The sequence below is a fragment of the Microseira wollei NIES-4236 genome (assembly GCF_020521235.1).
Taxonomy (GTDB): Bacteria; Cyanobacteriota; Cyanobacteriia; order Cyanobacteriales; family Aerosakkonemataceae; genus Microseira; species Microseira wollei.
On sequence record NZ_BLAY01000011.1, the window covers coordinates 20,829 to 39,738 of the forward strand.

Sequence of the window (18,910 nt, forward strand, 5' to 3'; positions counted from 1 at the left end):
TCTCGAGTTCCCTTTCCCAACGATTTTTCATAGAAACCCGGTTTCTTTGCGTCAGTCCTGTATTGGTCAAACCCGCCCCTGCTGCCTCGCAAACCCGACAATTTTAGTCGTATTTTACATACCATAATTTTGACATATTTTGTGATGCAAGCAACAAATTTTTAGATTGTTTCAGTTAGACTAGAACCAAAGCAAAGATTAAGAAACATTAGGTTTGCATAGATCGGTATGGGCAAAAGCAGAGGAATCGAGAGCCGCCAGCTGGAGTCTATTAAAAGCGGTATGGCGCAGTTTTATACTCCCCAGTCCAGCAACGAAACGATGCTGGTGCAGATAGCAGCAAATACAGTTGACGATTTATTTGTACACCGATATCAAACCGACCAACTATTGGTTGTGCGGGGTAGCTTTGTTTTAGTGACGTTGGAAGATCGGCAGTATCGGTATACACTGATGAGCGATCGCTTCCCAATGGTCGTCACCATTCCACGCGGTGTGCTTCACGGCGCAATTAATCTGACTAATGAATCCTGTTTGCTAGTCAATGCCGTCCTGCGACACGGACCCACCCACGAGAGAGATTATCGTCCGATCAAACGACCTTTCCCCTACGATTTGGAAAAAGTACAAGCATTAATGAAACAACTCGACCAACCCGTTACAGTTTAAGGAAAGAAGTGAAAAACCCGACAATTTGTAGAAACCCGGTAAGCATTTTTGCTTAGTTTAATAAAATAGTAAATTTTTTTGATTTACGTCAAAAAACTTCATAATTTCCTAATATAAACTCCAGGCACTTGTTAGATTGAAAGTAGCGGTTCGAGTGCGGGAAAGATCGACAATTTAGGCGCACTCCAACCCGAAGCAAAATGGTTCAACTAGCACCCCATATTTTTCAACTTTTATACGCACAGGGCGTGCATCATGCCTTCGGCATACCGGGCGACTTCGCTTTGACACTCTACGACGCCCTTGCAGACAGCCAGATCCAACCAATAGTAATGACTCACGAACCTGCGGTTGGCTTCGCTGCCGATGCCTACGCCCGCATTCGCGGTTTGGGTTTAGCTGTAATCACCTACAGTGTCGGTGGGTTGAACATGGTTAACGCCACCGCCGGGGCCTATGCCGAAAAATCACCGCTAGTTGTTTTAAGCGGGAGTCCAGGCGTGCGGGAAAGACGGGAAAAGGATTTACTGCACCATAAAGTTAAAACCTTTGATACGCAGCGGCGGGTTTATGAGGAAGTGACGCTTTATGCGGTAACGCTGGATGACCCGAAAACCGCTGATGCACAAATCCATCACGCCATCAACTACGCGCTGACATTCAAACGTCCCGTTTACCTAGAAATTCCGCGGGATATGGTTTACGCGGAAATCGAGGAAACCGAACAACCTCCCAATCCCCTGAAGCAGACCAAACCCCAGGCGTTGGCGGAAGTTTTAGCAGAGACAACGCAGATGCTAAAGGCGGCAACTTCGCCAGTCATACTTGTAGGCGTAGAAGTGCAGCGCTTTGGGTTGCAGGAAACCGTAGTGGCGCTGGCAGAGAGGTTAGGCGTACCCGTGTGTTCTACGCTGTTGGGCAAGTCGGCGTTTCCCGAAGCTCACCCGCAGTACGTCGGTATCTATAACGGCGAAACCGGAGATTTGCGAGTGCGCGATTTGGTGGAAAAGTCCGACTGCTTGCTGATGGTGGGCGCGTTCATGACCGATATTAACCTGGGTTTGTTTACCGCGCACCTCGACCCCGGGCGCACCATCTACGCGACTTCCGAACGCATTGCGATCAAATATCACCAGTACGGCGATGTTCTGTTTGAAGACTTTGTCAAACAGTTAGCACAGTCGAGTCTACCCCATCACGATCCGGCAAAAATTGTGCCGATGCAGCCGCGAGTTGCCCCTTCTGTGGGTGCAATTTCGATGAGTGGACTGCTGTACGAACTCAATCAATTTATTGATCGGGAAACGCTGCTAGTAACCGATGTGGGCGATCCGCTGTTTTCTGCCAACGACATCAAGATGCAGGAAGGTTCGTCGTTTCTCTGCCCCGCGTACTATGCCAGTATGGGCTTTGCCGTACCGGGAGCGATCGGGGCGCAGCTGGCGACGCCATTTTCGCGAGCGATCGCTCTAGTCGGCGACGGGGCGTTTCAAATGACGGGTATGGAGTTAGTCACCGCAAAGCGACTCGGACTCAACCCCATTGTCATTCTGATCGACAACGGTTGCTATGCCTCGCTGCGGGCAATGGCACATCAGCAGTCTAACTTGGTTAATATCTCTAGTTTGGACTACGCGAAGCTGGCTGAAGTTTTGGGTGGGCAAGGTTTCACAGTTAAAACGAGCGAAGAACTCCGCAAGGCGCTACACGTAGCACGAGAAAGCGACGCCTTCAGTATCCTTGACGTTCATCTCTCGCCAGATGATGTATCCCCCACGCTGACGCGGTTAAGCGGTTTATTTGCTCAAACTTTGAAGGGATAACCGAAAGGTCTGGTGGCAATGTTACAAACAACAGGACTTGCGCCAAGAAACTTTGGTGATACGAAAAATCCTTGGGAAAGGGAACTCGAGATCAAGGTCGAAACCGGGTTTCTGGCAACGCCCTTGCGTAAGTCCTGACAACAAATGGCTAATCGTGAGTTGATTACAGCGGATTGCTTTTCGTGTGAGGTACAGCCTTTTGGCTTGTTTGTGTAGCGGCACAATTAATTGTGCCGCTACACAAACGAAGGTGTACCTCATACGGCTGCAATCCGCTATAACAACAGGACTTAGGCAAAGAAACTTTGGTGAGCCGAAAAATCCTTGGTTTGGGAACGAGAAATCAAGGTCGAAACCGGGTTTCTGGCAACGCCCTTGCGTAAGTCCTGAACAAATCTCGACCATTAGCCATTCGCTACGATCCCAGGACTTACGCAGCAACTCCAGATCTGGTGGAGATGGTGCGTTACTTACGCGAAAGAAACCGGGTTTCTCTGAAAAATCGCGCAGCAAGAAACCCGGTTTCTGGATGTCAGGTCTGAATTTTTTAATCCTGTAACAAGCTAGGAGAAGTCAGAACAAAAACGTCCCTCGTTCCTTGACCCGGAGAAAGCGGTTTAATCGGAGTGGTAAAATGAAAGAACTCGCGGTCGTTAACTAATAGCAGTTCTCCCGGCATCAGGACTTTATTAAAAACCGGCTTTTCCTTTTTAGCTACATACAAATGGGTTTCCCCGCCTGCAATATTTTCCCTATCAACGGCAAAAATTACTACAAACTCACAGCCATCTCTATGAATTCCTTCCGGTGCAGGGTTGCCGAAATTATCCGGCGAACAGCTAGTCCTAATTTGATGAACTCCGATTTCAACTCCGGGATTGAGCTTACAGTAATGGCTAAATTCAAACACAAGTTTCTTAAACTCATCGAGTTCTATCATTGCATCATCAATTTCGGCAAATTCTCGCTTGACCCCGCCCAATAACGGATTGTAGTTCTGGCTTTGGAAAAAATAGCCGTGAGGTAGCTTAATTAACTCACTCCCAAAAATTTTGAACCGGGATAATCTTCTGGAACGGTAATTGCCTTTTATGTAAGGGTCAACCGGAAGATCTCTAAAAAATCCCTTGAAACCCTCTAGCTTAATAGAATCGACTTTTTCTAAAGCAAAACTAATCGCGTAAGCAGATTCCGCTGATCCCCATAGCGTTTGCATTTAATTTAACTCCTTATACGTTGCTCCTATCTCCAGTATTTATTTCTGGAGGCTGATACTTCCAGTGTAGATCAAAATTTTTTATAGTGTCACTAAGTAGACGACAAAAAGTGCAAAGTTATGGTAAAGAAGCAAACATTTCCCTTTAACCGCGTACTGCTTTCAGCAAAGTTTGGCACGCCCGCAGGAAAACGCCCACATCGACGCCGAGGGCGATATACTGTACTCCGGCATCAATCCACTGCTTGGCGGTTTGCGGGTTATCGGCAAAAGTCCCGACAGCTTTCCCGGCGTTGCGGATAGTCCCGACTGCGTTTTGCATCAGTTCGATGACGCGCGGATCTTGCACCTGTCCTGGAATACCCAAACTCTGGGACAAATCGTAAGGGCCGAGAAAGATAACGTCAATGTGAGGCACGCTGACAATTTCTGCCAAGTTATCCACGCCGCGTTTGCCTTCGACGTGAACCACAACCATAGATTCCTCATTCAACTGGTCTGTAATTTGCGTCCCGGCTGATGAGTAAACCCCCGCGCGGGTGTAAAATGAAAGACCACGCTCTCCCAAGGGGCTGTATTTTGCACCCCGAACGACAGCAAGGGCATCGGCTAAGGTTTCGATCTGAGGGACTTGGACGCCTGCGCTGCCAATATCAAGCGCTCGTTGGATTTGCGGTGCATCGTTCTTGCGGACGCGGACGATGGGGGATAATCCCACGCAGTCGGCGGCGCGGCAGAGGTCTTCAGCAACCAATGGATGCAGGGGACCGTGTTCTAGGTCGATGACGACAAAGTCAAATCCCGCGTGTCCGCAGATCTCGATAAACGCGGGATAGGCGCAGTTAGTAAATAAACCAAGTACGACTTCGCCTTGCTGGAGTTTTTGTTTGAGCTGGTTTTTACGCATGATCTAACTAGGGACAGTAACTTAAAAATCGATTTTCTTTAAAAAAATTGATCGGGGTATTCACGTTTTGGGTTGTCTTAACATAGGCTAGGGATAGGGATGCTAGCCATCTGTGATCCATGTCATTGCTGATTGTATTTGTAGATGATGACCCAGGGATTCGCTTGTCTGTCAGCGATTACCTGGAAATGTCCGGTTATATGGTCATGACGGCTAAGAATGGTCAAGAAGCGCTGGCTTTAGTCGAAGCGTATCAACCCCACTTGCTCGTGACAGATATTGTGATGCCAAAAATGGATGGCTATGAACTCGTGCGGCGAGTACGTCAGCGACCAGAATTCCGCCTGCTACCTGTAATCTTTTTAACGGCGCGAACGAATACCGAGGAACGCATTCGAGCTTATGGGTTAGGATGCGATTTTTATCTAGCCAAACCATTTGACATCAAGGAACTGGGGGCAATGATTCGCAACTTGCTGGATCGAAGTCGGGTAATCCAAGACTCGCTGTTACGGGAACAGGTAGCAACCTTGCCAGCTGAGCAGGATGAAAATACGGCGATCGCCACCATTACCTGCAAGCTGACTAAGCGAGAACAGCAAGTACTGGAATTGCTGACTCACGGTCAAAAGAATGGTGAAATTGGGTTGCATCTGCACTTAAGTCCCCGTACAGTGGAAAAATACGTCACCAGCCTGCTGAGAAAAACCTGCACCAATAACCGGGTAGAACTGGTGAGGTTTGCCATGGAAAATCGCATGGTGGAATAGCTGTCAGTCGTCAGTCGTCAGTTGTTTGTGAGTGGTGACAGATGACAATCGCTCGTTGACAATATACTGCAACAACCCTTCACAGGCGTCCAATAGCAGCTCGATTACCCGATTGAATCCCTCTGCTCCACCATAGTAGGGATCGGGAACTTCTTTCAGCGTATGACGGGTGCAGAAATCGCACATCAGTCGCACTTTGTCCCGATATTTTCCCGCCAGATCGAGCAAGAGGATATCCGAGTAATTATCGCGATCCATTGCCAGAATCAGATCGAAGTTTTCCAAGTCTTCTTTGTGAAACTGACGCGCATGACCTTTCATAGGAATTCCCCGCTTGCTCGCAGCGGCAACCATGCGGCGGTCGGGCGGACTACCGATATGATAGCTAGAAGTGCCAGCTGAATCGCAGATAATCGAGCCGCTCAAACCCGCTTGCTCGATCAAGTGATTCATAATATTTTCTGCCGAGGGCGAACGGCAGATATTACCCAAACAGACAAAGAGTAGCTTGTATTGCATCCGTCGCAAGTATGAATTGGTTTCTAATCACTTTACACTTCTATGTTCGCTTCAGCCAGATTCCCCGGATACCAACCGCATTTGCTCCTTGATAATCGGCGTCAAAGCTGTCACCGATGTGCCATGCAGCTTCAGCGGCACACTCGTGTTTTTCCAAACCCTTGATAAAAATTTCCGGTTCTGGTTTTGCTGCACCGACTTCAGTAGAAATTGTAATCGAGGTGAAAAACTCTGCCAAATCGAGGGCTTTGAGTACCAAGTATAAACGGGAGTCAAAATTAGACAGCACCCCCAGTTTAATTCCGGCGTTGTGCCAGTGTTCCAAAGCGGGACGGACATCGGGATAAACTGTCCAGGGAAGGGCAGTGGCAAAGTGGGTATACAGTTGGATAAAGAAAGTCTCAAAGTCGCTAAATTGGTCGATCGCACCAACTGCTTGGAAAGTTGAGCGAGCGATCGCACTCCACCACTCAAACTCACGTGCGACTATCTGCTCTGGTTCTACCCCTGGGAACGCCATCGGACTGCTTTGCTGAAAGCTTTTGTAGAAAGCTGCATCCAACACCGACGCCGGAACATCCACCCCAAAGTCTCGCGCTATTTCACCGTAGACTTCACCCACACTACCTTTAACGCCAAACAGCGTCCCGACGGCATCTAAAAAAATTACCTTTGGTTGAATCATTTTTGAATTTTAGATTTTAGATTTTGGCAGTGGTCATTGGTAATAACTCAAGTTGCTAGTTATCTCTCTGGGAGCGGCTAATGGCTAATGGCTAATGGCGAGATTGGTAAAAATCCTAGATTAGCAATTAGCAATTAGCAAGCTGGCAACGCCAAAGTTTATAACTAGCAACTTGCGTTAATAGGTAATTGGTAATTGGATTCATTAGTCGTTGAATCCTGACAATTACCTATTACCCTCGTGACCACGGATCTACCTGGGAACGCCATTACCAGCTTCCTTGGATCTAACTATCAACTTACGTTAAGATACAGGACTTACGCAAAGAAACTTTGGCGATCCGAAAAATCCTTGGGAAAGGAAACGAGAGAGCAAGGTCGAAACCGGGTTTCTGGTCTCGTCGTGCGTAATTCCTGACATAGTTATTTTTTGACTTTAGTAATTAAAAAATTCTAACCGATAGCGATACAAAGCAACAGGTTTTTTACCCACAGCCAAGTAATTCGGGTCTTGGGGAGACAGGTAAACCGCTGTAATTTGATCTGCCTCGATTAAAGTTCCTGGTGTCTTTTGGTTTCGATAGGCCGTTGTCGTTTCCACCTCATTTAAGTATATATCTTTTGTTCCCCGAAACACTTGCTGACAAACTTCCGTGCTGATAAATAGATCGGGGGAAGGCATCTCGGTTGCTCTACTGGTAACAACTGAAACCAATTTGCGCTCGCCAGGGAGATAAGTAATTTGACGATTGGGGTTATCCGGATCGACCTTAACCGATAGAATTGAGCGATCGCCCAAAACCGCCTTGCCAATATTCAACCCATTAAAAGCGCGATCCGCCACCACCGAACCCGCGAATTTTGATTTTTGTCTTGTTGTCTCGTTCTCGTTGTCTCGTTCCCAGGTTCCTACCTGGGAATGTCTCGTTCTCAGGTTCCTACCTGGGAATGTCTCGTTCTCAGGTTCCTACCTGGGAATGGGGATTGTTGTCTCGTTCTCGTTGTCTCGTTCCCAGGTTCCTACCTGGGAATGTCTCGTTCTCAGGTTGTCTCGTTCCCAGGTTCCTACCTGGGAATGTCTCGTTCCCAGGTTCCTACCTGGGAATGTCTCGTTCTCAGGTTCCTACCTGGGAATGGGGATTGTTGTCTCGTTCTCGTTGTCTCGTTCCCAGGTTCCTACCTGGGAATGTCTCGTTCCCAGGTTCCTACCTGGGAATGTCTCGTTCCCAGGTTCCTACCTGGGAATGTCTCGTTCTCAGGTTGTCTCGTTCCCAGGTTCCTACCTGGGAATGTCTCGTTCCCAGGTTCCTACCTGGGAATGTCTCGTTCCCAGGTTCCTACCTGGGAATGTCTCGTTCTCAGGTTCCTACCTGGGAATGGGGATTTTGGATTGAGCCTTGACAATGCTAGATTACTTGGATTAACCACTTGAAACCTAACCTGAAAAGTTATTGGTTGATTCAGATACCGACGATTACTTTCAAACCCTGGCGTTACAATATTTGGTGCTAACGGATCCGCCAAATCTACCAAAGTACTCGTAACCTTCCAAGTCCCTACCATCCAATCAGGATAAATCAAATCAAAAGCCCCCACAACCGCCTGCACGGGCGGTTTACCATCCCAGTTAGGAAATTGCGCCAACCTATCAGCCAAAGGCCCAGCTAGCGCCTCTCCACCCCAGATCAGCCACGCTAATACTAAACAAAAACTCCAAAATCTTCTCAACTTCTCTTGGCGTCCTAGCGAAGATAGCGCGTTCAAAAATTAAACAGCTTCCACAAGGAAATTATTACTATTTAACGCAAGTTGCTAGTTATAAACAATGGCGTTGCTAATTGCTAATTGCTAATTGCTTATCTTGGATTTTTACTGACATTAGCCATTAGCCATTAGCCATTAGCTGCTATGCATGAGATAACTAGCAACTTGAGTTATTTATGCCCTCGCGGATGCTCTTCTCAAACAAAACTTACCCACGTCGATGCCATCACTTTTTCGGCCTATATCTATAGTTTCCCAAGCAACGATTTTTCATAGAAGCCCGGTTTCTTTGCGTAATTCCTGCCATACTAATCAAGCTAATGCCAGACAGGATCTTTGGATAAAATTTCTCTGACTGGCTGCTCATTTGCATCCTCAGAACTTTAGCTCTTGGATGATCTTTTTGGGTAGGAGCGAGCCGAAAATAGCGGGCAAATAACCTTGGCTGCTGCGCTTCTATTTGTCTTGCCCGCTCTTGTCGGCTCTTTTCGAGTAGCAACTTGATTTAATAGGTAATGGGTAATGGAAATAGCTAACCAATGACCTATTACCAATGACCAATTACCAATAAACTGAGTTAAACCACAAACGAGTTCAACACGGCTACCAGAAGCACCAGAGCGATCCAGACGCCAGAACCTAGCCAGAGCAATCTTTTCGATTGATCCCAATTCTGGGGGGAAGCATAGGCGACTGGAACGCCAACTACCATCACAAAGGACATCACAACCAGAGCTAATAAAGCTAATTGAAACAAAATTGTCATTGCGGTTTCTCCCAATACAGCAATCGAGTCGATCAAACAACGGTACAGCTTGCAGCCCAAGAGGGTCTCGATCTCCCCCAGTAGTACGCTACCAAAAAATGACCCGCTGCAACAGTCAGATGTCAAAATTTAGGTAATGGGTAATGGGTAATTGATCGTAAGTCTCGCACCCTCTATGCTCCATGCCCCATGACCCATGACCCATGACCCATTACCCATGACCCATGCGCCGATGGATTTAGTTTTATGCCACACTACTGCTGATTTTGATGCCTTGGGCGCTGCTGTCGGGTTGACGCGGCTCAAACCGGGGGCGAAAATTGTCCTCACAGGCGGCGCTCATCCGGCGGTGCGGGATTTTTTGGCATTGCACCGGGACGAGTATGCTTTGATTGAACGTCGCTCGGTTAATCCTAAAAAGATTCGCTCGATTGCTGTAGTTGATACCCAATTGCGCGAGCGCACTGGTAAAGCCTCGGAATGGTTCGACTTACCTCACCTTACCGAAATTGTAGTTTACGACCACCACCCCAACGCAGAAACCGATATCCCCGCCACGCGATCCCAAATCGAACCCGTCGGCGCCACGACTACCCTGATCGTCGAACACTTACAAAAATTAGCAGAGGAGCAGAGGAGCAGAGGAGCAGAGGAGCAGAGGAGCAGAGGAGCAGAGGAGCAGAGGAGCAGAGGAGCAGAGGAGCAGAGGAGCAGAGGAGTACAAGAGAATGTACATTCAAATTCCCCAGATCCCCTCTGCACACCTGCCCACCTGCCCACCTGCCCACCTGCACCCATTCTGACGCCTGCGGAAGCGACGGTGATGGCACTGGGTATCCACGTCGATACGGGTTCGCTAACTTATGATGGCGCCACGCCGCGAGATGCTGCTGCTTTAGCTTGGTTGATGGCGCAAGGGGCAAGTTTGCCGGTAATTGCAGAATATATCGATCCGGGATTATCACCCAAATTGCAACACCTGCTCAAAGAAGCGTTAGAAAAATTACAAAAAACAACCCAGTGGGGCTATACAATTTCTTGGGTGCTGCTGCAAACTCCTGGTTATATTCCAGGGTTGTCTAGTCTCGCTTCTCGGTTAGTAGAAATTACCGAAAGCGATGCCTTGCTGCTGGCGGCGGAATATGCGGCGCGGTCAGATGCTAATGAAGATAAAGATGCGGCTTTAAATCTGCCATCTGAAATCTCAAATTTGCGATTAACTGTAATTGGTCGCAGTCAAATCGAAGGCGTTGACCTCAACCAATTATTTCAACCTTTGGGAGGCGGCGGACATTCCCAAGCTGCTGCTTTAATTCTACGGGGCGTCGAGCCGCAGCCAGCTTTAGAACAATTGGTAGAACAATTGGTAGCGCAAATTCAACAACCGCCGACGGCGCGAGAATTGATGTCATCGCCAGTCAGAACAATTCGCCCAGAAACTACTATAGGAGAAGCGCAGCGCGTTCTATTACGATACGGTCATTCGGGTTTATCTGTAGTCAACGCAAAAGATGAATTGGTAGGCGTTATTTCGCGGCGCGATATCGATATTGCCTTGCATCACGGCTTTGCTCACGCGCCGGTAAAAGGCTACATGACGACCAATTTAAAAACGATTACCCCCGATACGCCGCTAACAGAAATAGAGTCGATTATGGTGACTTACGATATAGGAAGGTTGCCCGTATTGTCAAATAATCAGTTAGTGGGAATTGTCACCCGCACCGATGTTTTGCGACAGTTGCACCAAGATAAAACCAGGGGGCGAGAAATAGACCCAGAAAGGGAAAGAAATGGGAATCTTTCTTATTGTCCCTTGCCGCTTTCTCAATTGCGAGATCGCATCGCCCCCCCACTTTGGCACCTCCTCACCGCCGCCGCCAATGCTGCGGAAAAACGCGGTTGGCATCTTTACCTTGTAGGCGGTGCGGTGCGAGACTTACTTTTAGCCGATAGTGCTGAAGGTGAAGATATAGATTCGCCCATCGCCCTGCAAGATATTGATATGGTTGTGGATGGCTTTCACCGCGCGGCGGATGCGGGTGCTGGGGTAAAATTAGCCAAGGAATTGCAAAAAATTTATCCCCATTCCCGATTAGAAATTCACGGCGCGTTTCAAACTGCTGCTTTGTTGTGGCATAAAGATCCGGAATTAGATAATCTCTGGGTAGATATTGCCACAGCTAGAACTGAATTTTATCCTTATCCGGCGGCGAATCCAGAAGTCGAAGCGAGTTCGATTCGCCAAGACCTCTACCGTCGCGATTTTACTATTAACGCCCTCGCAGTGCGAATAACTGCGCCCCGCGCCGGTAAACTGCTCGATTTTTTTGGCGGTTTGTTAGATTTACAAGCGGGACAAATTCGGGTATTGCACGCGAATAGTTTTATTGAAGATCCGACGCGGATTTATCGCGCCGTCAGGTTTGCGGTGCGGTTGGGATTTGAAATTGAACCCCAAACACAAGGATATATTAGACACGCGATCGCCAGCGGGATTTACGAACAAATTCAAGAAAAAAATAGCCGCGCCCCCGCCCTAGAAACTCGGCTCAAAAGCGAATTAAAATACATCTTGCACGCTCCTTATTGGAAACCGGCATTGCGCTTGCTAGCAGAATTGGGAGCTTTGCGCTGCATCCATCCCACCCTAGAATTAACCGAACAATTGTGGTGGCAAGTGCGTTTAGTAGACCGCTGTTTGCAAAGGTTTGACCGGGAAAAAACCCTAGAACATTGGCAAATGCGTCTGGAAGTTTTAATTGCTGCCTTAAAACCGCCCTATCCTGGAAAAGTTGCTTCAAATCTTCAGTTACCCGCAGATAGCATCCAGCGGTTGAGTCAGCTACAAGAGGCTAAAACTAATATTGTAGAATCTTTACCCAAGTGCGAACGCATGAGTGAAATTGTGTTGCTGCTGCGTCAATACCAGCTGCCAACCTTAATTTTAATCGCCGCCTTTAGTCAGCGTGAGGTAAGACACCAAATTTGGCGTTATTTGAGCGATTTGAGCCATATTAAAGCACCCTTGAATGGAAACGACTTAAAAGCGCTAGGATATAAACCTGGGCGTCAGTTTAAAGAAATACTCGATGCCCTGCTAGTAGCAACATTGGATGGAGAAGTGAGCGATCGCACCTCTGCCCTGGCATATCTAGCACAACGCTATCCCCTAAGAGAGGGAAAGTAAATATGTTCAGAGCTTGCACCAATCTCCCAACCCGCCCGGAAATAAATTTCCGGATTGTAGAGACGTTACATGTAACGTCTCTACAAGTCGGTTAAAACCGACTCAATGCCATCAAACCAGTCCGTTAAAACGGACTTTCGCTGCTCGCTGTGGGAATTTATATCATGTCCGCGAGAGATCAGTTGTGTATAGTTGATTGTGCGAAAAAGCGTTTTTTCTCCCCCAGCTCCCCCATCCCCTTTGCTCCCCCAGCTCTCCAAACGCAACCGATGCAACCGGACATGATATTATTCCCTGGCGGGGTATAACATTGGTGCAAGATCTAAATATGGCGAAACAAACATCTATCTAAATATAGACTTTTCCGAACCAGCAAATAGAGTATTTTTTACAGTAAGCTTGCATCTCAGCTTGTGGAGGGGCGATCAATTCAATGGTCTTGAAAAGCAAAAATAGAATAGCAGAAATATTGGATAGATACGAAGCCGACTTGCTCGCCGACTGGCTCTTGGAACTAGACGCTTCCGGTATTCGACGGGATGACCGCATGAAGCTATCCGAGTTGCGCGAACAATGTTCCGAGTTCCTCAGCTTGTTACGTAGCGCCGTACAGCATGGCAACTTGAGCGATATTCAAACCCCAGAGTGGGGTAGTATGCGGCAAATGCTGGCAGATATTTCTCGTTCCCGCGTCCAGCAAGGCTTTTCCCCCAAGGAAGTCGCCAGCTTTGTTTTTTCCTTCAAAAAGCCTTTGTTTGCTCGCTTAAGCCAAGAATTGGAAAAAGAAGGCGCGATCCTAGCTGAAGAAATTTGGCTTTCTACGACGTTAATAGACCAGCTGGCACTTTGGACGACGGAAGTCTATCAAAAAGCGCGCGAGGAAGTAATCCAACGCCAGCAGGAGGAAATGCTGGAACTTTCCACCCCCGTCGTCAAATTATGGGAAGGTATTTTAGCATTGCCGATGATCGGCACCCTCGACAGCGCAAGAACTCAGGTTGTAATGGAAGCGCTGTTGCAGCAAATTGTCGAAACTGGCTCCCAAGTTGTAATTATCGATATTACAGGCGTGCCAACTGTCGATACCCTAGTAGCTCAGCATTTATTAAAAACCGTCGCTGCTGCCCGTTTAATGGGGACTGACTGCATAATCAGCGGTATCCGTCCCCAAATTGCTCAAACTATCGTCCACCTGGGCGTAGACTTGAGCGATGTGGTCACAAAAGCGACGCTAGCAGATGCGTTAGCGCTAGCAATGCAACGCCGAGGACTCACCGTAGTCCAACGCACCTAAATAATACTAAGGACGCTGGCAATTAGCAATTAGCAATTAGCAATTAGCAATTAGCAGGTACTTTGTGGAACGCATTCCCATACTTCAAATGGGTTCATTTCTCCTGGTAACGATCCAGGTAGATATGCACGATCGCTTAGCCCTAACATTACAAGATGACCTCACCAACCGCATCGTCAAAACCGGGGCGCGAGGCGTCCTGATCGATATTTCATCCCTGGAAATTGTAGATTCTTTTATCGGGCGCATTCTGGGCAATATTGCTAGCATGTCGCGCATTTTAGATGCGGAAACCGTTGTGGTCGGGATGCAGCCAGCAGTTGCGATTACACTGGTAGAGTTAGGTTTGTCCCTCACAGGTGTCCGCACCGCTTTAAACGTAGAACAAGGAATGGCGATGTTGCGGAAGTCGTTGGGGTAAGGAACTGTAACTAAATATCTTATCAATTCTGATCATTTCTTCTGGTATGAGGAGGTATCTGAAGTGCTGTTAGGTTTCAAAACCGAATTGAAACTAAACGTTAGGCAACGGACACAGTTAGCCAAACATTGCGGAGTAGCTCGCCATGCGTGGAATTGGGGATTGTGGCTCACCAAAAACATTCTCGACCATAACAAAGCCAACCCCAACGAAAAGCTCAAGTTTCCCACAGCGATTGACCTGCATAAACTGTTAGTAGCTATGGTGAAATCAAAAAATCCCTGGTATTACGAGTGCAGTAAATCCACACCGCAACAAGCATTAATGGCATTGCGCGAAGCTTGGAAACGTTGCTTCAACAAGACTGCCGGAGTGCCGAGATTTAAGAAAAAAGGACGGCACGATGCTTTCACGTTGGAAGGAACGGTCAAAATCTTGGGGAGTAACAAAATTCAAGTACCCGTAATTGGCGTTCTTAAAACTTATGAAAGGCTGCCACAAGTATTAACTAAATCTTGCACGATATCCCGTCAAGCTTCCAGGTGGTTTATCAGCTTTCGCAATGACTGCGAACAGCAAGAGTCAGACCGAATAAGCATTGTAGGAGTTGACCTCGGCATCAAAGCATTGGCTACTCTCAGCACAGGTGTTGTGATAATCAAAGCTAAATCCTACAAAAAATATGCAGCCAAGCTATCAAGAATGCAATGGCTAAATCGCCAGAAAGTAATCGGTTCAAACAACTGGAAAAAGGCACAACTCAAGATTGCTAGATTGCACAAAAAAATAGCCAATATTCGCTCCGATACGTTGCACAAGCTAACGACACTACTTGCCAAAAACCACGGTGTAGTTGTCATAGAAGACTTGAATGTATCTGGGATGATGGCTAATCATAAGCTGGCTGCATCTATTGCTGAACAGGGTTTCTTTGAGTTTCGCAGACAGTTGACCTACAAGTGCAAGTTGTATGGCTCAAAACTCGTTGTGGTTGACCGATGGTTTCCATCCAGCAAAACTTGTTCTAATTGCGGAACTAAAAAAGAAACACTCGGACTCTCTGAGCGAGTGTTTGAGTGCAGTCATTGTGGCAAAGTAATTGACCGCGATTTAAACGCAGCGATTAATCTGTCAAAAACCGTCAGTTAGACGGGGTTAGCCTGCGGACTGGTGAGTGCCGACACCGCCAGGATGAAGCAGGAAGTAAGCTTCCAACTACACATGAGTAGATTTGTCTAGTTTTGAGTAGTTGTGAGTAGGTCTTATGTAACGGTTCCCTCCAGAGGAAAACGACAGCCATGCTAGAACGTGAGATAGTCGAGATTCGCTCCTCATCAGACGTTGTGGTGGTTCGGCAGAAAGTGCGAAGTCTGGCGGTAGAATTGAAGTTCAGCTTGGTAGACCAAACCAAAATCGTCACCGCCGCCAGCGAACTGGCGCGGAATACGGTGGACTACGGTAAGGGAGGAACGGTGACGCTGGAAGTCCTCAACGTCGGAACCCGTAAAGGTTTGCGCCTGACGTTTGAAGACAATGGTCCCGGCATTCCAGATATCGATCTGGCATTGAAAGACGGTTACACCACGGGGAGTGGTTTGGGGTTGGGGTTAAGCGGCGCTAAAAGGCTAATGCACGAGTTTGAAATTGCCTCTGAAGTTGGTAAAGGAACCCGCGTCACAATTACGCGCTGGCGTTAATGTTTTAGAGGGTAAAAGATATCGAACGGAATTTTTGCTCTCAAAATCGGGACTGACGCCAATAAACTTACCCAGAAACCCGGTTTCTAGGAATGAAACCCAACCACCCTAAACCTTGAATCTGTTGAATTTCCCTCGACTCTATCCAACTTACCCAAAATTAGTATAACTACCACCGAGTAGAGCAAAAATTTTGATAACCTTTATCTAAACAGTCATAAATCTATCTTAAGGTAGGCGATATACTTAGCAAAAGCTTGTTGAATATATGTCTAAAGTCAGATAGTCAATTCCAGAAAAATATGCAAGTTGATTTGAACCGGAATTTTAAGCTACTCAATTAGTATAAAATCTACAGTATAACCGGAAAAATCTCCTCATGAAAGATTGTATTGCCCTACCAATTACAGAAACCTCGCAAGTCGGAGAAGCGCGCAGGTTTGCCTCCGCGCTGGCGACGGATATAGAATTCAACGAGACAGAACGGGGCAAAGTAGCAATTATCGTCACGGAATTAGCAAACAACCTAATTAAACACGCAAAAAACGGGGAAATCATTCTGAGAAGTTTGAGAAATAACGCAGAATATGGCATAGAAATTATCGGCTTAGACGCTGGACCTGGAATGGCGAATATCCCACAATGCCTGCGGGATGGTTTTTCCACGGCAGGAACGACGGGGACGGGTTTGGGGGCAATTGGGCGTCAATCTACTGTTTTTGACATTCATTCGGTGCCGGGGGTGGGTACTGTTTTAGTCGCACAACTTTGGCCTAAGAAAAACGCAGGAATTGCCTTGCGGAATACCGAACCTTTAGAAATTGGTGTGGTGAATTTGCCCAAACTGGAACAGGAAATATCCGGCGATGATTGGGCTGTGGTAAATTTGTCTAACCGCAGTTTAATTTTAGTGGCGGATGGATTGGGAGCGGGAATTTTAGCAGCAGAAGCAGCGCGGGAAGCGGTGCGAATCTTTCGTGCCAAAGCTGCACTCAATCCTAAAATAATTATGGAAATGGCTCACGCGGCTTTAAGAAGTACGCGAGGGGCGGCGGTAGCAATTGCGGAAATTAATCGAGTTGAAAAAACCGTACAATATGTGGGAATTGGCAACATTTCGGGTGCAATCGTGACGGGAAATAAAAGCCAAAGTATGGTTTCTTATAATGGAACGGTAGGGCATCAAATTCGCAAAATTGAGGGATTTGTTTATCCTTGGAACGATGGCTCGATTCTAATTATGCACAGCGATGGTTTAGGCACTCAATGGTCGTTAGAACGCTATCCTGGCTTGATTTCGCGCCATCCGGCTGTAATCGCCGGAACCCTATACCGAGATTTTAAGCGATCGCGCGATGACGTAACTGTATTGGTGGCAAAACAAGTAACAACTGACGAATGATTTATCCAATTCTGACTGTAGAAATACGCTTCGAGCAAGATATTGTTTTGGCACGCCAGCGGGCGCGTCAAATTGCTAACTTATTGGGGTTTGATATCCAAGAACAAACGCGCATCGCTACAGCAGTGTCAGAAGTTGCCCGCCACGCTTTCCAGTATGCAGGTAAAGGCAAATTCGAATTTCTGATAAAAGGGCAATCTCCCCAAGTATTTGTTACCCGCATTTCCGATAGCGGTGAGGGAATAGCCAATTTACAAACCAACTCGCATAATGGGATGGGATTGGTAGGGGCGCGACGTTTAATGGATGAGGTGATAGTTGAATCATCCCCTGGGCGGGGAACTGGGGTGCAACTAATTAAGCAGTTTCCCAAGCACGGGACTTCCCTAACCAAGACTCAATTAAATCAAATCGTAGATCAACTGACGCGCCTGCCTAAAGATCCATTTGCCGAAATTCAACAGCAAAATCAGGAACTATTGCAAACTTTAGAAGAATTACAAAAGCGACAGGAAGAATTAGCGCAACTCAACCAAGAATTAGAAGATACTAATCGGGGAGTAATCGCGCTTTATGCCGAGTTAAACGATAAAGCTGAATCACTCAAACGCGCCAGCGAACTCAAAACCCGCTTTCTTTCTAATATGAGTCACGAGTTTCGCACGCCGCTGAATGCAATTCTGAGTCTTTCCGATATGTTGTTAAACCATCTGGATGGAGATTTGACAGCAGAACAAGAAAAGCAGGTAACCTTTATTCGCAAGTCAGCAGCGTCGCTGACTGACTTAGTTAACGACTTGCTAGATTTGGCAAAAGTCGAAGCTGGAAAAGTCGATGTTCGCGTCACCGCTTTTGAAGTGACGGATTTGTTTAGCGCGTTGCGAGGAATGCTGCGCCCCCTGCTAACTAATAACGCCGTTGCTTTAATTTTTGCAGAACCCAGCGCTATTCCCACCCTAAAAACCGATGAAGGAAAAGTTTCTCAAATTATGCGTAATTTTATTTCCAATGCGCTTAAATATACCGAAAAAGGAGAAGTGCGAGTAACTGCTAAAATGGGGGCGAACCAAACCGTTATTTTTTCCGTCGCAGATACGGGTATCGGCATTGCACCTGAAAACCAAAGCCGCATTTTTGAAGAATTCGTCCAAGTCAATCATCCCCTACAAAAACGGGTGAAAGGAACTGGGTTAGGGCTACCCTTGTGTAAAAAACTATCCGAGTTGCTGGGAGGAAGCGTTGCTCTCCAAAGTACCCTGGGGGTTGGTTCCACATTCTCTGTTACCCTGCCTATCGTTTATTGTGCAGCGCCAGAAACGGATTTTGGGGCAGGGAATGACGGCGATAATTTCACTAACAATCCAAAAATTAACAACCAAAATGCCCAATCCGCATCAAATTTACTTAAAAAAATTTTAATTATTGATGATGAGGAAGTGTCTCGTTATACAATTAAAAGTTGGCTGGCGGATATTCGCTGTACTGCGATCGAAGCCGCCGATGGTTACGAGGGGTTGTATCGAGCGCGAACAGAACAACCGCAGGCGATCTTGCTGGATTTGCTAATGCCTGGGTTAACTGGATTCACCGTTTTAGAGCAGTTGAAATCCGATCCGGCAACCTCTGCAATTCCAGTAATTATAGTCACCTCGAAGCGCTTGGAGGCTCAGGAATACGAGCAGCTGGCAGCAAGAGCAGTTGCGATTGTTTCTAAAGAAAGCAACTCGCGGGAGGAAGCGATCGCTCAACTAAGAGCAGCATTCTTAAAAGCCGGATTAAATTTTTAAA

Annotated in this window: 17 protein-coding genes and 1 pseudogene; 11 read left to right on the top strand and 7 right to left on the bottom strand. The window is 47.1% G+C overall.

What is annotated here, in order from left to right; genetic code table 11:
- Positions 1 to 228: 228 nt before the first annotated feature.
- The gene (locus MiSe_RS05210; protein WP_226575619.1) at positions 229 to 669 is read left to right on the top strand and encodes a cupin domain-containing protein; all 441 of its coding nucleotides are present in this window, start codon (positions 229 to 231) and stop codon (positions 667 to 669) included.
- A 200-nt stretch (positions 670 to 869) separates the two neighbouring features.
- Positions 870 to 2,492: an alpha-keto acid decarboxylase family protein gene (locus MiSe_RS05215; RefSeq protein ID WP_226575621.1), complete on the top strand. Its 1,623-nt coding sequence runs from the start codon at positions 870 to 872 to the stop codon at positions 2,490 to 2,492.
- A gap of 547 nt (positions 2,493 to 3,039) precedes the next feature.
- On the opposite strand, the gene MiSe_RS05220 is transcribed toward MiSe_RS05215, so the two are convergent.
- The gene (locus tag MiSe_RS05220; protein WP_226575623.1) at positions 3,040 to 3,708 is read right to left on the bottom strand and encodes a 2OG-Fe dioxygenase family protein; all 669 of its coding nucleotides are present in this window, start codon (positions 3,706 to 3,708) and stop codon (positions 3,040 to 3,042) included.
- Between the two features lie 145 nt (positions 3,709 to 3,853).
- The gene (locus MiSe_RS05225) at positions 3,854 to 4,615 is read right to left on the bottom strand and encodes an HpcH/HpaI aldolase family protein (RefSeq protein ID WP_226575625.1); all 762 of its coding nucleotides are present in this window, start codon (positions 4,613 to 4,615) and stop codon (positions 3,854 to 3,856) included.
- 119 nt (positions 4,616 to 4,734) lie between these two features.
- On the opposite strand from MiSe_RS05225, the gene MiSe_RS05230 reads away from it, so the two are divergent.
- Positions 4,735 to 5,385, top strand: coding sequence for a response regulator transcription factor (locus tag MiSe_RS05230; protein ID WP_226575627.1), 651 nt, complete (start codon positions 4,735 to 4,737; stop codon positions 5,383 to 5,385).
- A gap of 3 nt (positions 5,386 to 5,388) precedes the next feature.
- On the opposite strand, the gene MiSe_RS05235 is transcribed toward MiSe_RS05230, so the two are convergent.
- The 3 genes and pseudogenes from MiSe_RS05235 to MiSe_RS05245 all read right to left on the bottom strand — a co-directional run.
- A complete protein-coding gene (locus MiSe_RS05235; protein ID WP_226575629.1) occupies positions 5,389 to 5,904 on the bottom strand; it encodes a low molecular weight protein-tyrosine-phosphatase in 516 nt (171 codons plus the stop codon).
- A gap of 40 nt (positions 5,905 to 5,944) precedes the next feature.
- Positions 5,945 to 6,589 carry an HAD-IA family hydrolase gene (locus MiSe_RS05240; RefSeq protein ID WP_226575631.1) on the bottom strand — a complete coding sequence of 215 codons (645 nt, stop codon included), beginning with the start codon at positions 6,587 to 6,589 and terminating at the stop codon, positions 5,945 to 5,947.
- 435 nt (positions 6,590 to 7,024) lie between these two features.
- A pseudogene (locus MiSe_RS05245) lies at positions 7,025 to 7,438 on the bottom strand (DUF6816 family protein); the annotation flags it as partial.
- On the opposite strand from MiSe_RS05245, the gene MiSe_RS05250 reads away from it, so the two are divergent.
- Positions 7,395 to 7,982: a hypothetical protein gene (locus tag MiSe_RS05250; RefSeq protein ID WP_373872748.1), complete on the top strand. Its 588-nt coding sequence runs from the start codon at positions 7,395 to 7,397 to the stop codon at positions 7,980 to 7,982. The pseudogene MiSe_RS05245 and the gene MiSe_RS05250 overlap by 44 nt on opposite strands.
- Here the strand turns inward: MiSe_RS05250 and MiSe_RS52550 are convergent.
- Both MiSe_RS52550 and psbZ read right to left on the bottom strand, forming a co-directional pair.
- A complete protein-coding gene (locus MiSe_RS52550) occupies positions 7,897 to 8,196 on the bottom strand; it encodes a DUF6816 family protein (protein ID WP_373872753.1) in 300 nt (99 codons plus the stop codon). The two genes, MiSe_RS05250 and MiSe_RS52550, sit on opposite strands and share 86 nt — an antisense overlap.
- A gap of 733 nt (positions 8,197 to 8,929) precedes the next feature.
- The gene (gene psbZ, locus MiSe_RS05260; protein ID WP_226575633.1) at positions 8,930 to 9,118 is read right to left on the bottom strand and encodes a photosystem II reaction center protein PsbZ; all 189 of its coding nucleotides are present in this window, start codon (positions 9,116 to 9,118) and stop codon (positions 8,930 to 8,932) included.
- A 232-nt stretch (positions 9,119 to 9,350) separates the two neighbouring features.
- On the opposite strand from psbZ, the gene MiSe_RS05265 reads away from it, so the two are divergent.
- From MiSe_RS05265 to MiSe_RS05295, 7 genes are all read left to right on the top strand, one after another.
- Entirely contained in the window at positions 9,351 to 12,308 is a 2,958-nt protein-coding gene (locus MiSe_RS05265) for a CBS domain-containing protein (RefSeq protein ID WP_226575750.1), read from the top strand.
- A gap of 433 nt (positions 12,309 to 12,741) precedes the next feature.
- On the top strand, positions 12,742 to 13,602 hold the full coding sequence (locus MiSe_RS05270) for an STAS domain-containing protein (protein WP_226575636.1): 861 nt from the start codon (positions 12,742 to 12,744) through the stop codon (positions 13,600 to 13,602).
- Between the two features lie 64 nt (positions 13,603 to 13,666).
- The gene (locus MiSe_RS05275) at positions 13,667 to 14,023 is read left to right on the top strand and encodes an STAS domain-containing protein (RefSeq protein ID WP_226575638.1); all 357 of its coding nucleotides are present in this window, start codon (positions 13,667 to 13,669) and stop codon (positions 14,021 to 14,023) included.
- A gap of 63 nt (positions 14,024 to 14,086) precedes the next feature.
- Positions 14,087 to 15,172 carry an RNA-guided endonuclease InsQ/TnpB family protein gene (locus MiSe_RS05280; RefSeq protein ID WP_226575640.1) on the top strand — a complete coding sequence of 362 codons (1,086 nt, stop codon included), beginning with the start codon at positions 14,087 to 14,089 and terminating at the stop codon, positions 15,170 to 15,172.
- A 149-nt stretch (positions 15,173 to 15,321) separates the two neighbouring features.
- A complete protein-coding gene (locus tag MiSe_RS05285) occupies positions 15,322 to 15,720 on the top strand; it encodes an anti-sigma regulatory factor (protein WP_226575642.1) in 399 nt (132 codons plus the stop codon).
- 379 nt (positions 15,721 to 16,099) lie between these two features.
- Positions 16,100 to 17,122, top strand: a complete 1,023-nt coding sequence (locus tag MiSe_RS05290; protein ID WP_226575644.1) for a SpoIIE family protein phosphatase — start codon at positions 16,100 to 16,102, stop codon at positions 17,120 to 17,122.
- The gene (locus tag MiSe_RS05295; protein ID WP_226575646.1) at positions 17,119 to 18,909 is read left to right on the top strand and encodes an ATP-binding protein; all 1,791 of its coding nucleotides are present in this window, start codon (positions 17,119 to 17,121) and stop codon (positions 18,907 to 18,909) included. Before MiSe_RS05290 ends, MiSe_RS05295 begins: the two co-directional genes overlap by 4 nt.
- Position 18,910: the final 1 nt, after the last annotated feature.

Bases quoted from the DNA above. Each gene is read 5' to 3' on its own strand.
- MiSe_RS05270 (WP_226575636.1), top strand. From the start codon at position 12,742: ATGGTCTTGAAAAGCAAAAATAGAATAGCAGAAATATTGGATAGATAC.
- MiSe_RS05240 (WP_226575631.1), bottom strand. From the start codon at position 6,589: ATGATTCAACCAAAGGTAATTTTTTTAGATGCCGTCGGGACGCTGTTT.
- MiSe_RS05220 (WP_226575623.1), bottom strand. From the start codon at position 3,708: ATGCAAACGCTATGGGGATCAGCGGAATCTGCTTACGCGATTAGTTTT.
- MiSe_RS05235 (WP_226575629.1), bottom strand. From the start codon at position 5,904: ATGCAATACAAGCTACTCTTTGTCTGTTTGGGTAATATCTGCCGTTCG.
- MiSe_RS05225 (WP_226575625.1), bottom strand. From the start codon at position 4,615: ATGCGTAAAAACCAGCTCAAACAAAAACTCCAGCAAGGCGAAGTCGTA.
- MiSe_RS05265 (WP_226575750.1), top strand. From the start codon at position 9,351: ATGGATTTAGTTTTATGCCACACTACTGCTGATTTTGATGCCTTGGGC.
- MiSe_RS05210 (WP_226575619.1), top strand. From the start codon at position 229: ATGGGCAAAAGCAGAGGAATCGAGAGCCGCCAGCTGGAGTCTATTAAA.
- MiSe_RS05290 (WP_226575644.1), top strand. From the start codon at position 16,100: ATGAAAGATTGTATTGCCCTACCAATTACAGAAACCTCGCAAGTCGGA.
- MiSe_RS05295 (WP_226575646.1), top strand. From the start codon at position 17,119: ATGATTTATCCAATTCTGACTGTAGAAATACGCTTCGAGCAAGATATT.
- psbZ (WP_226575633.1), bottom strand. From the start codon at position 9,118: ATGACAATTTTGTTTCAATTAGCTTTATTAGCTCTGGTTGTGATGTCC.
- MiSe_RS05215 (WP_226575621.1), top strand. From the start codon at position 870: ATGGTTCAACTAGCACCCCATATTTTTCAACTTTTATACGCACAGGGC.
- MiSe_RS05285 (WP_226575642.1), top strand. From the start codon at position 15,322: ATGCTAGAACGTGAGATAGTCGAGATTCGCTCCTCATCAGACGTTGTG.
- MiSe_RS05230 (WP_226575627.1), top strand. From the start codon at position 4,735: ATGTCATTGCTGATTGTATTTGTAGATGATGACCCAGGGATTCGCTTG.